This is a genomic window from Butyricimonas faecihominis, from assembly GCF_033096445.1.
GTDB lineage: Bacteria > Bacteroidota > Bacteroidia > Bacteroidales > Marinifilaceae > Butyricimonas > Butyricimonas faecihominis.
In genome coordinates this window covers 445,195-460,014 of record NZ_AP028155.1, presented here as the reverse complement: position 1 = coordinate 460,014, position 14,820 = coordinate 445,195, and the positions used below count along the sequence as shown (strand labels likewise).

14 protein-coding genes and 1 pseudogene are annotated in these 14,820 nt (G+C 42.7%); 3 read left to right on the top strand and 12 right to left on the bottom strand.

Annotation, left to right across the window (positions count from 1 at the left end):
- Positions 1-124: 124 nt before the first annotated feature.
- The 8 genes from R8806_RS01900 to R8806_RS01865 all read right to left on the bottom strand — a co-directional run bounded on the left by R8806_RS01900 (position 125) and on the right by R8806_RS01865 (position 6,588).
- Positions 125-1,780 carry a tetratricopeptide repeat protein gene (locus tag R8806_RS01900; protein ID WP_124317456.1) on the bottom strand — a complete coding sequence of 552 codons (1,656 nt, stop codon included), beginning with the start codon at positions 1,778-1,780 and terminating at the stop codon, positions 125-127.
- A gap of 17 nt (positions 1,781-1,797) precedes the next feature.
- Positions 1,798-2,736 carry a PstS family phosphate ABC transporter substrate-binding protein gene (locus tag R8806_RS01895; protein WP_164719734.1) on the bottom strand — a complete coding sequence of 313 codons (939 nt, stop codon included), beginning with the start codon at positions 2,734-2,736 and terminating at the stop codon, positions 1,798-1,800.
- A 111-nt stretch (positions 2,737-2,847) separates the two neighbouring features.
- Positions 2,848-3,672 (bottom strand): energy transducer TonB, encoded by an 825-nt coding sequence (locus R8806_RS01890; RefSeq protein WP_087419816.1) that lies wholly within the window; start codon positions 3,670-3,672, stop codon positions 2,848-2,850.
- 4 nt (positions 3,673-3,676) lie between these two features.
- Positions 3,677-4,348: an ExbD/TolR family protein gene (locus R8806_RS01885; RefSeq protein WP_027202967.1), complete on the bottom strand. Its 672-nt coding sequence runs from the start codon at positions 4,346-4,348 to the stop codon at positions 3,677-3,679.
- A gap of 30 nt (positions 4,349-4,378) precedes the next feature.
- Positions 4,379-4,981, bottom strand: coding sequence for an ExbD/TolR family protein (locus tag R8806_RS01880; protein ID WP_124317455.1), 603 nt, complete (start codon positions 4,979-4,981; stop codon positions 4,379-4,381).
- A gap of 24 nt (positions 4,982-5,005) precedes the next feature.
- Positions 5,006-5,821 carry a MotA/TolQ/ExbB proton channel family protein gene (locus R8806_RS01875; protein WP_124317454.1) on the bottom strand — a complete coding sequence of 272 codons (816 nt, stop codon included), beginning with the start codon at positions 5,819-5,821 and terminating at the stop codon, positions 5,006-5,008.
- A 33-nt stretch (positions 5,822-5,854) separates the two neighbouring features.
- Positions 5,855-5,980, bottom strand: a complete 126-nt coding sequence (locus tag R8806_RS01870) for a hypothetical protein (protein WP_262707606.1) — start codon at positions 5,978-5,980, stop codon at positions 5,855-5,857.
- A gap of 215 nt (positions 5,981-6,195) precedes the next feature.
- The gene (locus R8806_RS01865; RefSeq protein ID WP_124317453.1) at positions 6,196-6,588 is read right to left on the bottom strand and encodes a hypothetical protein; all 393 of its coding nucleotides are present in this window, start codon (positions 6,586-6,588) and stop codon (positions 6,196-6,198) included.
- Positions 6,589-6,801: 213 nt separating this feature from the next.
- Here R8806_RS01865 and R8806_RS01860 point away from each other — a divergent pair, with 213 nt between their 5' ends.
- Together R8806_RS01860 and pgl are read left to right on the top strand one after the other, a co-directional pair.
- On the top strand, positions 6,802-8,154 hold the full coding sequence (locus R8806_RS01860; RefSeq protein ID WP_164720055.1) for an MATE family efflux transporter: 1,353 nt from the start codon (positions 6,802-6,804) through the stop codon (positions 8,152-8,154).
- 218 nt (positions 8,155-8,372) lie between these two features.
- A pseudogene (gene pgl, locus R8806_RS01855) lies at positions 8,373-9,072 on the top strand (6-phosphogluconolactonase).
- 45 nt (positions 9,073-9,117) lie between these two features.
- On the opposite strand, the gene R8806_RS01850 reads toward pgl, so the two are convergent.
- Positions 9,118-9,459, bottom strand: a complete 342-nt coding sequence (locus R8806_RS01850) for an RNA recognition motif domain-containing protein (protein WP_027202973.1) — start codon at positions 9,457-9,459, stop codon at positions 9,118-9,120.
- Positions 9,460-9,689: 230 nt separating this feature from the next.
- Entirely contained in the window at positions 9,690-9,872 is a 183-nt protein-coding gene (locus R8806_RS01845) for a hypothetical protein (protein ID WP_124318515.1), read from the bottom strand.
- Positions 9,873-10,223: 351 nt separating this feature from the next.
- Here R8806_RS01845 and R8806_RS01840 point away from each other — a divergent pair, with 351 nt between their 5' ends.
- Complete coding sequence (locus R8806_RS01840; protein ID WP_124318287.1) at positions 10,224-11,543, top strand: MATE family efflux transporter; 1,320 nt, start codon at positions 10,224-10,226, stop codon at positions 11,541-11,543.
- A 31-nt stretch (positions 11,544-11,574) separates the two neighbouring features.
- Here R8806_RS01840 and R8806_RS01835 read toward each other — a convergent pair whose 3' ends face one another.
- Both R8806_RS01835 and R8806_RS01830 read right to left on the bottom strand, forming a co-directional pair.
- Positions 11,575-12,552, bottom strand: coding sequence for a helix-turn-helix domain-containing protein (locus R8806_RS01835; protein ID WP_124318286.1), 978 nt, complete (start codon positions 12,550-12,552; stop codon positions 11,575-11,577).
- Positions 12,553-13,123: 571 nt separating this feature from the next.
- Entirely contained in the window at positions 13,124-14,098 is a 975-nt protein-coding gene (locus tag R8806_RS01830; RefSeq protein WP_229782880.1) for an alpha/beta hydrolase, read from the bottom strand.
- Positions 14,099-14,820: the final 722 nt, after the last annotated feature.

The following is a 14,820-nucleotide window of genomic DNA, read 5'->3' as shown; positions in this document are numbered from 1 at the left end:
CTCCCCTTGTAAAGCAATTTCCGTACCAAAACTTAATCTTTTACGAATACTAAATTTTCATTTTATTAAAATTGGGGATATCCTAATACAAGAACATCCCCACAATCGACACGCTTTTACCGATTCACAGCTTAATACTCTCAAGAGCTTTCAAGGCCACCTCATCCTTGGCATCCAACGTTAATACTTTAGAGAAAAATGACTTTGCTTCCCCGTATTCTTCTTTTGCCGGATCAGGATTCCCATTATTTTTTGTGGTAATAGCATCAGCAATCACGTAATGATAATACCCCAAGTATTTATAACTTTCTATCAGTTCCCGTTTATAACGTTCCGGTTGTACTGATCCTATTTCTATTACTTTCTCGTAATATGGTTTTGCCAACCCCTTCGTTGTTTCCGGATCAAGCATGGAATTTACCCGAGCCCGCCAAAAATAACTCACGTAACTATTAGGAACTTGAATACTTAACTCTTTGAATAAAGTATCTGCTTTTATCAGCTCTTCCTTTTGCAATTCTGGAACTGAATCCTGACAAGCCAGATTATAGTAACATTTCCCCAGTTTCAACAAATCTTCCGCGGCCGGTTCCTCCACGAAATCAAAATATTGCTGATAATAAACCACGGCCGAATCCAATTCTCTATTTTTCACGAAAAGATCCGCAATATCTTTCAATAACTCCTGACGTTTACCATCCGCATTCAACGCCTTTTTATAATAAGTAATTGCCTCGTTATACTCTTTTTTCACGGTCAACTGTTCCGCGTAACAAAGATAATCCTGACAAATCTGACTCTCTTCGGGAGTAGATTCTATAAAATGCTTTATAGCCTCCAGACATTTTTCCCCATTCTCCCGTTTAGAAAGACAATAAGCATATAAACGTTTAGCCACCAAATCTTCCGGCTTTTCTCTCAACACGGACTGAAGTATAGGTAACATCTTATCATACTGTTTATCGAAATACAGTATGCCGGCATATCTCAACAAATTATTCTGGTCATAGTATCCCGACTGAATAAATTTAGAATAATTATCAGCTGCAGCCTTACTATCTCCGGTCATTTCATACAGTTCCCCTAATATACAATAAATACCACAAAATTCCGGGGATTTTTCCCGGGCCTTATCCAACTTTTCCAATGATAAGGAACGATTGGCCGACATGTACAAGCGAGCCTGTTTTAAATATGCTCCCACACAATCCGGACTAAAATAAGCGGCCGTTTCGTATTTGGCACAAGCCTCCCCGACTTTCCCTTGTGCTGCCAGAATATCTCCTTCCACCAAGTACGGCAGCCCACTTTTAGCATCCAACTCTCTCGCCTGATTCACGTGTTCCATTGCTTTTGTCATATTACCTGCATACAAATATGCTCTGGCTATTGCCAACTGCACGCCGGCATCTTTCTTGTCTTTTTTACTTGTAAGCACCTCTTTGAACAACTCTTCAGCGTCTACATCTTTCCCCAATTTCAACCCAACTAACCCGATCCGGTTGTAAGAATAGTCAGGCATAAACTCTATTCCTTTCTGGTAGTATACCCCGGCAGAATCACGAAGCCCCGACACCAGATAACATTCCCCCAGATAGTAACAGGTTTCTGCTTGCAAAACTCCCTCTCGTTGTTGCTTCAAATTATCGAGGAAAAAAGCCTTGGCAGCCCCGATCATTCCCGATTCATAAAGATCTATTCCGACCTTATTGTCTGCTGCCTTCACGCTCCTCGCTGCAAGCAAGCAAAATAATCCGCATATAATTAATTTCGTTTTCATGATCTTAAAATTATTCGTTAAAGTTGGTCCCTCACGTTCACGATATTCACAGGCATCGTGGCAGGTAACAATCCGGCTTTCAAAATGATTCGCTGTCCTCTTGCTCCTGCAAAAAAGGAGGTTAACCCGGTTGGGAGTGCGCTCCGGGGATCATTCAGTAAAATATATATATCACGAGACAATGGATATTGCCCCGTGTAGAGGTAATACTGGTAAGGCTGGTAACTATTCCCGTAAGTAGGTAACTCCGCACGACTGATCCGTGCCACCTGTATCTCTTTTCGAAAATCCCGGCATAAAGAATCCTGTTCGTCACTAATCCAATTGACCCCGATTACCCCCATAGCACCGGGAGTTCGAGTAACATACTCGATGACATCCCGATTCGTTCCGGCGGCATGACATCGATCAGACAAGTTACCCCACCCGCATATTGAATCCAGCACGTAACGTACTGTGCTGGAATTCCGGTGGTCAAACACAACTTGTATTTCACCCAATTTCGAATCCGCCGACAATTGGTTCCAACGTGTTATCTCTCCGGAAAATATTTTCTTTAAAGTACTCACATTAAATATCGAATCGGCATTTTGCCTGTTTACAATCAAAGCAACACCATCAGTAGCTATCTTGATGGACTCCGGAAAAAACTTATTGCTGTGGAATGACTCTAATTCGTCCCCCGATAAAGGGCGTGTGGCCAACACCCAGCGCACGCTGTCGCGTAACAACAGGGTTATTGCATCCACTTCACTCGTATATATCGGGACGATACCTGTCTGATTATATTGCGCTTCAAAAACTGCAATCTCATCCTCGGCCAAGGGAGACAGCGTTTCGTCGACTGCAACTCGAATTACCCCGCTAAACAAGGTATCTTGTACTCCTGAAGTTTTCCCTTTACAAGCCACAAGGGAGATCAGGCATAACAGCCAAAAGCCGATTCGAATATTCATAACCTTTCTAATTTTTGATTTACGATTTTAGATTTAGTAATTTTCACTCGCTGTCCAACGCTTTCTTTTAATCACCTAATCGGCAATCACTAAATCACAGAATCATTTCTTTTATTGTTGTAATTTAAACGTGATCGGTAAAGTGAACCGCACGGAAACCGGTTCACCCCGCTGTCTTCCGGGAATCCATTTACGCATGGCCTTTACCACGCGAACGGCTTCTTTATCCAGCGTCGGGTCGACCGTACGCAACACTTGTACATCACGTACCGACCCGTCCCGTCCGATCACGAATTGTACGATTACTCTTCCCTCTATATTCATTTCTTGGGCAATAGAAGGATACTTGATCTCTTTACCGATCCATTTCATCAAGGCAGCCATACCCCCCGGATATTCGGGAGCTTGTTCCACCACTTGAAAGACCTCATCTTCACTTGCCACGATCAATTTATGGTCTTCCAGATCAGCAATATCCTTACCGTTTTCCTCGTCATTACCCTTCACATCCGCCACGGAAATCGCCGCTTTTGCCTGATTCACCTCATCCTGTGTTTTAATCTCGTCTTCCTCACGAACCTCTTCATCTTTCTTAATCACGGGAGCCGTGAACTTAATCGTTGTCTTCAACGTCGGTGGCGGCGGAACATTCACCGCCACGATCTTGTTCTCTTCCTTCACCTCCGGCAAATCCATCTTCAAATCAGACAATTCCGTCACCGTAACCATCTTTTCCTGCGCCTTAACGGGTGTCAGAAAACGAACAAAAGCCGGAAGAACCATTGCCAGAACCACACAACCTATAATCACGACATAGGCCGTCAAGTGACGCCGGGGTGAGTGTTTACGCAACTCGTAAGCCCCATAATCCTTATTCTTTCCTTCGAATATCAGATCACACCACTCTACCGAATTTACATTTATATCCTTTGCCATGGTCTTATTGTTTTAACTCCCGGTACTCGATGACTTCTTTCAAATCATCGGCATACCCGTCGTGTGTCTTATCCTGTAACAATCGCAAATCCCCCGGAGTTATATCCATGATCGCGTACCGTCCGATATTACATATCTGCATCTCATCAAGAACATCAATCAAATTTTTGTAATTCGCAAAATCGGTAGCCTTGATCAATATAACGGGAGAATCCTTATCTTTTCTGATCTCGGCAGCCTCTTTCAGATATTCCTCGTTCGAGATCTCCAAGTTTGCTTTCTTTTGTTTCAATTCCCGGATCTTCTGCATCACCACCTGATTACGTCCTAACAGGATTGCACGCAAACCGTTCGGGGAAAAATCAGTTTCTTGCACCATATCGGGATTCTCGTAGTCCGGCTCTCCCATATAATAGTACACTCTCCCCTCCTTACCCAATAAAATAGTCATTGCCTTGGAAGCCTTCACCTTGTTTTGCTCCTGCTCATTCAACAAATCTTTCCTCGGCATACTGATTTCCATTGTCTGGGGTTTACTCATGGACGTGCAGAGCATGAAGAAAGTAATCAACAACATATTCATATCCACCATAGGCGTAAAATCCACCCGGATACTGAATTTCTTCTGTTTCCCTTTCTTGCGTTCCCCGCTATCCTTTTGTTGTATTTCTGCCATAATAAATAAATTACAAGTTATAAAGTCCCATCATACCTCCGGCATATTACGCAACGAGGTAATCAAGTTATAACGATTCTCTCGCAGATTCTGCAACGTTGCCATAATATCCTTAATCAACGGGTAAGGAGTTTTCTGATCCGCCTTGATAGCGATCACCAAGTCCTTGTTCACCTCCCGGGCAAATTGCATCCACGATTTAAACTGGTTATTCGTGCTATCACAAGGGATTCCATAATTCATGATCACTTTATCCTGTTCTTCCGACGATAATGCCAAGAATTGTTTCATCCCCTGAATAGGCACCCCGAATGAATTACACAGACTGAATTTTTTCAATTCCTGATCCGAAAATTCAATCTGATAACTCTCCCCCATCTTTTTCAACACCTCGATACGATCCTGTGGTTTATCCAGTCCCATGAACACCTTTCCCGTTGGCTCGACTAAAATAGAGACGATATTTGATTCGGGAATCTTGATCTCGGAAACCGACTGCGGCGGGTTCACCTGCACCGGTTCTTTCTGGATAAACGTGGAAGTCAGCATGAAAAACGTCAACAACAGTACCGTCACGTCGCTCATGGCCGTCATGTCGATAAACGTTGATTTCTTTTTAATTTTCTGACTCATAACGTATATATTAACAAGTGTATACTAGCGTTGTTTAATCGTGAAACTCTGTACCAAGTAAGCCCCGATCTCGTCAATACTATGCGTGATCCCGTCTATCTTACTGGTGAAAAAATTGTAAGCAATCACAGCACACGCCCCGGTTGCAATACCGAAAGCCGTGTTCACAAGCGCCTCCGAAATACCGGTAGAAAGGGCAATAGAATCCGTTCCCCCGGCAGAAGATAATGCAGCGAAAGACTTGATCATCCCGATTACAGTTCCGAGCAATCCCATCAAAGTCCCTAAAGTAGTGATCGTGGCTATTACCCCCAGATTCTGTTCCATCGTCGGCAACTCAAGCATGGTAGCCTCTTCCAGATCTTTCCGTACTGCCAACTGTTTCTCTTCTTTCGACAACGTGTCACAAGCTGACACCTGTGAATAAGTAGAAAGCGATGATTTAATCACGTTTGCCACGGTTCCTTTCTGTTCGTCACAAGCTTGGCGAACAGCCTCAATATTCCCCTCCTCAAGATCACTCTTCACCTTCGTCACGAATTGTTGCAAATTCTTCTTCCCTTTTGCTCTTTTTAAGGCAATCAACCGCTCCACGCTTAAAGTCAATACCGTAAATAACAAAGTCTGGATAACCGGAACGATGATCCCTCCTTTATAAATCGTACCTAGTAAATTTCCCTGAATAGGATGATTATTCGGGTCATTATTAATAAAATTAGCCGGATTACCATACACGAAATGATAAATAACCATTGCCAGTATAAAACACAGAATGATTATCGGAAATGCAGAAATACCTAAACTTCTTCTTGTTCCTTGTTTTGTTGCAGTCTTTTTCATAGGAGTATTTTTTATATTTTAAACGCTTTAATATTATAATGCCACGTATAATGCCAAGAAAACCAAACCAAATATGACTAACATGATCACGATCGGGTACAATGTTTGAAATAATGCCGAGTTGGTAAAACCCTTGGCATCTTCTTTACTATTCTCCATAGGTCTACTATTATTATTCGTTTATGAATAAATTCAATTTTATAATACACTGAAAAATAAGGATATAATTCGTCCGTCCGTATCCGAAGAAAGATACCATAATTACATTAGTCACCTCTATACCAGCATGTCATATCAAAACACGCTTTCAATGAGCGAGTACAACTCACCGGTATCACCATTCGTGACACTGGACAAAACGGACCTAGGAATAACTAAATAATGATTTTACACAAATCGAACACGTAGAAACCTTGAAAATGTCGAAGTCCCAACAAATCGGAAAAATACCCGTAAGTCTTTTCTGCCATCATCCGGAATTCACTTCTACGTGACGCAAGTTCTGTTTTTCGATAGAACGAGAGGGAGAATTGTTCCCGACTTCCATTATTAACAATCTGCCGGCTTGAAAACTCTAAAGTTCGTTCAAAAACTCCATGCTGATCAAACGGGGTAGTGGAAACTTGGAATTCTTCCGACGCTTTTTCTATGTTCTCCTTATCAGAAATAGGAATATTCCCCTTGGAATTTTCACTTCCAAAGAGATTTACCCCGATGATCAAAAAGAGGAGTAACAACGAAAAATATCGAAATATCAATCCTTTCATTTCTCTCTATTTACAATACCAAAAATACACATATTTTCCAATTCTCGCAATTTTTTGACTTAATATATAGTTAAATTTCTCAAATTTTTGCGTTTCATTTATTCATTATACGGAAACGATGATTAACTTAGTTTCATTCCCGCAAAAAGATTTCAACATTTTTATTTGTGACAATAAATGTACATCTTTGTCCCCGTTTTTAAAATTCAAGTCATGAGAATTAACTCACTGTATTACAAACAGAACATCAACATCGCCTTCCCGATCATGCTATCATTAGCCGGTCAGGCGATCGTACAAATGGCAGATAACATCATGGTAGGACAACTTGGTGCCCCAGAATTGGCAGCCGTGTCATTAGCGGGAGCAATTATCATGAACACGATGGTTGTCGGCATGGGGATTGCCACCGGCCTAACCCCACTTGTGGGCCAAGCTCATGCGCTTGATGATAAAGAACGTATAGCCGGATTTTTCCAAAATTCACTTCTACTGAACACAACCGTGTCACTCGTACTCACCCTTTTCTTGTTCATGCTCATGCCCTACCTTTCCATGATGGGACAACCCGTGGAAGTTGTAGAATTATGCAAAGGATATTATATCCTGACCTCATTCTCGGTCATCCCGTTCATTCTGTTCATGACATTCAAACAATACATGGAAGGAATTGGAAACACGAAGGTAGCCATGGTGATCACGATTTCATGCAATTTGATGAATATTTTCCTGAACTACATATTTATATATGGTAAATTCGGTGCGCCATTCCTTGGGGTAGCGGGTGCGGGACTAGCGACATTAATCTCCCGCCTGATGATGCCTGTTGCTTTTTTTCTCTACATCCATCGTTCCCAAATATATAGCCCCGTATTTCGTTTTTTTCAATTTAGCAACACGAGCCGTCGAAAAATCAAACAACTATTACAAGTTGGCTACCCCATAGCCGGACAAATGGTCGTGGAATTTCTATCCCTCAGCCTCATCACAGTCATGATGGGATGGTTAGGCACCATTGCCCTCGCGGCAAATCAAATTGTCATGTCCATGATTTCCCTTACATTCATGATCTCCAGCGGAATCGCCGGAGCCTCAACCATACTTGTCAGTCATGAATTCGGGCGAGGAAATATCGGGAAAATGCGTCGTTACGCCCATGCTTCTCTCCGCCTTGCCGTTATTTTCATGGCCGGAGCAGCCGTGATCTACGCCTTTTTCGGGACCCCCATCGCGTCCATTTTCACCCCTGATCCCGAGGTGATAAAAGTAGCTCGCAACCTATTCTTCGTGGTCGCCGTGTTTGAAATCTTCGACGGATTACAGGTAACTGCACTCGGAGCCTTGCGAGGTATCACCGATGTGCAGCGTCCCATGATCTATGCCCTCGTATCCTATCTATTTGTCGCCGTACCGCTAGCATATATTGCCGGCATCTTGCTCGACTTCGGGGCTCCCGGCCTACTCTCCGGATTCTGTGGCGGCCTCATGTTTGCTGCCACCCTCTTCATTCGTAGATTCAATAAATCAGTGAGAAACATTCGCCAGCAGCGAGTTACAAACTTATAGATTTTAGATTAAAAGATTACGTGATTGCCGATTGAATGATTCTATAACCACCTAATCGGCAATCACGAAATCACAGAATAAGCGCTTGTCTCGTGCGGTTGAACTCTAAAATCATGAATCTAAAATTAGTAAGGGTTTTTAACTTTTTTTCTTGTTTATATCATGAATAAACCGTAACTTGCATCGTATAAACAGGTACGAATTAGATCCATACAATCATGAAAATAGAAGTATATAAAACTACCGAAGAAACGCTACGCTCAATGACTGAGACTTTGATAGCGGTGATCAAAAAAAGCAAATCGAAACCTTTTCATATCGCCCTGTCCGGAGGTTCTACGGCGCAACAACTCTTCAAACTATGGGTAAAAGAATACCGGAATGACATTCCTTGGGATATTCTCCGCTTTTACTGGGTAGATGAACGATGCGTGTCACCGGAAGATGACGAGAGCAATTTCAAGCATTGCAGAACGCCTCCTTTTCATGCCCATGGATATTCCTCAAAATCATATCCATCGCATTTGGGGAGAACAAGAACCCAAAATCGAAGCTGAACGATATTCGGAAATGGTGAAATGGGAACTTCCCGGCTACTCGAATATGCCCCGTTTCGACTGTACTATACTAGGTATCGGGACTGACGGACACGTGGCCTCTATTTTCAACGATTCAATGAATCTACTAACCGACCAGCGAATTTACGCGGTTTCACACCACCCGAAAACGGGACAACAACGCATCACAATGACAGGAACCGTGATTTTAAAAAGTTCTACGATATTAATTCCCGTTGTAGGAGCTGACAAACAGGAGATCATGGAACACCTCGTTCATAAACAGGGAGTATACCCGGCGTCCTACATCTTCTCTCATGCATCAACAGCAACCCTCTTTACAGATCGGGTTACAGAATAAAAAAAGGTGGTTTTTCAACCACCTTTTCTCTATATCTAGGATACCTTAGAATCTTTTCTCGAAACTACGACCACCACCGTTACTGCGACGATCACGACCGCCACCGTTACGGTTAAAACCACCGCGACCACCAGCCGGACGATCGGTTCTCGGTTTGGCAACGTTCACGTTGATAACTTTACCGTCATATTCAGCTTGATTCAATTCATCAATAGCTTTTTGTCCTTGGGTGTCATCAGACATTTCCACGAATCCGAAACCTCTTGATCTTCCGGTTTCTCTATCCATGATAACTTTTGCTGAAGAAACTTCACCGTACTCTTCGAATAACTCTCTTAAGTCACTATCATTCACGTCGTAACTTAAATTTGAAATGTAAATGTTCATTAATACAAACTTTAAAATTAATAATTTAAATACTTGAGGTCGGATATTGTCTAGAAAAGTCTGCTTAACGATACATTTTAATACGATGAAGGCAAACGCTCTGTAGCGATCAAATCAAAACTCAAAATCACGACAAATCTACGATAATATTTTTAATAAACAAATAATCCTACACGTAAAAATAACACGAGGGTAATAAAAATATATTACCCTCGAAAATAAGCACTAAATCAGTGACATATCCTTCTTCCGGGATGCTTTTTAGCCTCCCTTTTTTTAAATTCGGTCTTGTCAAATTGTTCTTGTTGCATCTGATGTTCGCCAACCCAACTTTTATCCTGTTTTGAAGGAATGTTCCGGGCATACCGGTCCCCACTCGTCGCTCTCGTCTTCTTTTCTTCACGTTCTTTCATAACTTTCTAATTTATTACTTCATATATCTATCCTATATTACATTATACGTCACTGCAAATAGAGTGTTACACGTACCCTCTCCCCCTTAATTCTTTATACAAAAGTTTTGCAAAAAAGAAGAATCTCACATCTTTTTTGTATGTTTGCAGCATTAACCTTATTATTCAACATGAAAGCACAACTCTGCATATAGCTACGCTCCTTGTATAGCATTCCGATCGCAGGCCCCGCCTGTCGGAAACAGAACACGTTTCCGGGAACAGAGTTTATTATACCCTTTTATTTACCGGGCATAACAAGTAATTCCACTCACGTGGAACAATCTTGATATGTGCTATTCAAGTTGAATCATGAATTTTACAAGCAAACAAATCTGGCTCATCAACTATCCCGTGATGATGAGCGTGTTAGTCGAACAATTAATAAATATCACGGATGCCATATTCCTCGGGCATATCGGGGAAACAGAACTGGGAGCCTCCGCCATCGCGGGAATGTACTATCTCTCCCTCTACATATTGGGTTTCGGGTTCAGCCTCGGCCTACAAGTGATGATTGCTCGTCGGAATGGAGAACGGCGTCCCGCGGAAACAGGAAAAGTATTCTTTCAAGGACTATTTTTCCTGACCACACTCGCCATCTCGCTCGTTACTCTTTCCAAAGTTTTCACACCCTTCATCCTGCAACATCTGTTGACTTCGACAGAGATATACGAGGCTGTCATACAATATCTGGACTGGCGGACCTTCGGTCTGTTTTTCGCTTTCCCGATGTTGGCTTTCCGGGCATTCTTCGTGGGTATCACCAAAACCCGTGTACTTACCGCTTCTGCCATCACCCTAGCGAGCATGAACGTGTTGCTAAACTACCTGTTGATTTTCGGTGCCGGAAAAATTCCGGCTTTAGGAATATCGGGTGCAGCCATGGCATCCACGATCTCCGAACTCGGAGGGCTATTCGTGCTGGTGATCTACACCCGCTTCAAAATAGACAAACGGCATTACGGCCTTTTCCCCGTTTTCAACCAACGACTCATGGGACAACTATTCCGCCTGTCTGTCTGGAGCATGATGCACTCTTTTATCAGCGTGACCCCTTGGTTCCTTTTCTTTATCCTCATCGAACATCTCGGTATCACGCAACTGGCGATCGCCAATATCATTCGGAGCATCTCCACGATCTTTTTCGTCATCGTAAGTTCCTTCTCCACCACCACAGGATCACTCGTCAGTAATCTGGCGGGAGCCGGGGAAAGGAACCAGATCATGCCCTTGTGCCGAAAAATCATCCGCCTCGGTTACTTGCTTGGAATCCCGTTAATCGTGATTGCCCTGTTATTTCCCCACGTGGTCATGGGTATTTACACCCCCGACAGGCAACTCGTTCAACTAGCCTTTTGGCCCTTTGTCGTCATGTTGTCAAACTACATACTCTCCCTTCCCGCACACGTGTTCTGTAATGCAGTGTCAGGCACGGGAGCCACCCGTGCGGCATTTATCTACCAATGTATCACGATCGCCATATACCTTATTTACCTCTCCTGCATCAACCGAATCGGAGAGATCCCTTTAGCGGTGTACTGGACATCGGAGCATCTTTACGTACTCCTTCTTTTCCTTTTTTCATGGTTTCACCTAAAAAGAACAAACGAAAAAATCATAAAATTGTAATAAAGGACGAACACGGTCACGAAAAACTTTTTCAGACCGTGTTCGTCATGTCCGACACCAACTGGCGCTGGTCATTAAAGAAACGAACCCGTTCCTTCTCCCCGCTCACCGTGATCAGCGTGGACGAACGTTTCAACGAGTTCATCCAGCTTTTCAACCGGTTGAATGTCTCCAAGTCAAAAGATGATATTACATTCAGCGTGAACGCCTTCAACATACTTAAATGACAATTCTGACTACTCACATAACAATAACTCGTGTCAAGATTAATATTAGAAAGATAGATATACATCTCGTTCCCCGTGTCCTCGTGCCGTCCTTTCGCCGTAAAACGCTCCAGTTTCTCCAACAGTAACATCAACTCCTCCTGCAACTCCTTCAACTCCCCGGGCGTGATCAGGTTTATACTGGCAAAAAACAACATATCCGTCACCAAATAGTGAAACACCAAATGATCGAGAATATAAAAAGAGGATCTAACACACCGCATCCCATGTAAAAAATCCTGTTGAATCTTGGCCAACCGGTCACTAATTACCATCTCCCGAAAAGGCTTCACCGAATCCACGTTACTATATTGATACAACCACTTGAACAAATAAAAACGCGTGATCCCGGGATAATAATAACAAAAAGATTTGGGAAGGGTATTCGTCGAGAAACCGGCCTCCCAGTCCGGTTCATTCTCCGCGCAAGCGAATATCTCGACGAAATCCTGCATCATCCGGAAATCCGCGTCAAGCGGGTTCGCGTACTCCACCAATTTCAATTGGAACGGACGGCTCTTGCACGTGTCCGTCTCCGTCAGATTATCCAGAGAAATTCCCAATTCCTTGGCGACAGTCATAACCTCCACAAACGTGAAGGGGACTTCTCCGCGCAATCGGCGATAAACCGCCTCCCGCTCGATATACAACATATCGACCAAGGTATTTGTCAACTTAGCTCCTTGCGGGATTTTCTTTCGCAATTCCGTCAGGAAACTTTCATACAGTGAAACATCTTTCATACTTATACACTATTTTCATAAAGAACTCAAGTCAAAAGTATGGAAAATACCACCAGATCTCCGAAACACGAGAAACATAATACGACTATTTTTGACACGGGTCACCCCGTTTTTCTCCCTATTCAAACATCCAACATTAGCACTCCGTTCCTTCTTTTAAAAATAGTCATTTTTTCTCTTTCCTCTATTCTTCCCTGCAAACAACACGAACAAAAATAGAAACAATCTATTATTAACGTAAACCGACCAACATTTACCTACAAATATAGGTTACTTGGATGAATAAAAATCCCGTACCTTTACATCAGTTTAATAAAACAGTAATAACAAATGAAATAACAGACATCGAGTAAAATCAGGTTCATTAAAACCATTTCTTTTTTTTCATAATTCGTTAACTGGGGGAACATCCCTTGTTTAACTAAGAAACAAAAGCTCGCAAACAGCTGACCGTGAGGGTCCCTAGAGCTACCGGGTCCGCGAAATCTTCAAAACAATAACCCAAATACACACACTATCAGGTCGCGGACCCACTCTTTTTTTAATCACACCATAAAACTTACCACGTGCTTTAACCTAAACAATTACGATCATTCGTCCCATTCTGACGCTCCAGCCAGTCAAACATGATCTGGTAGACCTTTCCCCGGACCTCCTTGCAGGATAGAACCAAATCGTGCAGACCACCCAAGACCGACACGATCTCCACCTGTCCCCGGATATTCCGTGCTACCTGCTGAATGTCTCTCACGTTCAATATAGCATCGCGGGACTGCACTTGTTCCTCATTCGAGAAATTCGAGACAGACCTCTCCGAATGTAAAACCAGCACGGGTTTTCGTACTTCAAAAGGTTGCCTCAACTCCCGTTGTGCTTTATGAATAGCCCGAACCCATCCCAAATTAATCCGGGGTGCAACATGCGGTTTCCAAGCCAAGTTATACTCCCACTCTCCCCGACTCTCCCGGTGCAGGAATTTACCATATTGTTCCGTGAATCCTCCGGCAATCTTTATCCCCGGTAAAAAACCACCCACCAATGCGACAAACGGGATACACTTCTTCACAAACCAACTTTTATTAAAATCAAAGAAAGGACTGTTCAACATGATGCCGTCAAAAAGAGAACTATCCCCGTTTTCTTTAGCGTAAAGCGTGGCAATCAACCCGCCCGTGGAATGTCCTAACAAAACGGTTGTCCGGCTTCCCTCCTCCCGAATCATTTGCAAAGCGAATGTAATCTCCTCGAAATAAGCCCGAAGATCCCGGATGTCATTAAATTTCTGATGAGGCAACCACGAACGCCCGTATTTTCGTAAATCCAGCGCGTAAAAATGAAATCCCTGCTCGTTAAAACGGCAAGCCATTTCCCGTTGGAAGAAATAGTCATTAAAACCGTGAATATAAAGCACCGACCGACCGTTTCCCTTATCCGACAAACGGCGAACAAGCGTGGCTATCGCCCGTCCCTCGTAATCATCGCGCAAAGAGATTGTCGCTCGTTGAAATCCCTCTCCCAATATATCTTCCTCGTAAAAAGTGTCCATACTCTTGCCTCTTTTTTGTTCTTCCGACCGGACCATATACCCCATGCTCCCAGTCTCTTCGCCATCGAAATTAAGTATAAATTTTCATACTTCTATACATTCGCCTATATTTTCAAAATATCCCGCCACCCGGTAATCTCGAACTTGACGCACGAAGGCTGCAACTGGTCTCCCGATTCCCTACCCTACCTCTATGCCCTACTATCATCCGACTAAAATTATCCGTATAACAAATATACTTCATAAGGGCATGAAGATTCAAACAAAAACGATTAAAAAATCAATTTAATCGAAGGTGAATGCAAGATGAATGCAGGATGAATGCTCCTTCGTCTAAATGAACTATAAGATAACACCCTATGGAGAATACAGGAAAGGTTAAGGAGCCTACAAGCAAACTTAGTTCAGAGAACAACTATCTTATAATAAAAAACAAGGGAAATCCCACGGAAATCCTAGGGAAATAATCCCCCTTATTCGAAGATCATTCGAAGCTTCCTCGTGGCTCAAACATTACGGAATGACTAGGCTCCGGGTAAGCATCGAATAATCTCTGAGGGAGCGAGATTATTTGGGTTAAATTACTTCTTTATCCGGGTTGGATTAGAGTAATATCATGGAAGTGAATTTATATGGCTTTACCATTAGATAATCCCTTGTATCAGTCTCTTGAACAACTGACACCCAATATTTTTATCGTATCAACACGAAATTTAAACAGT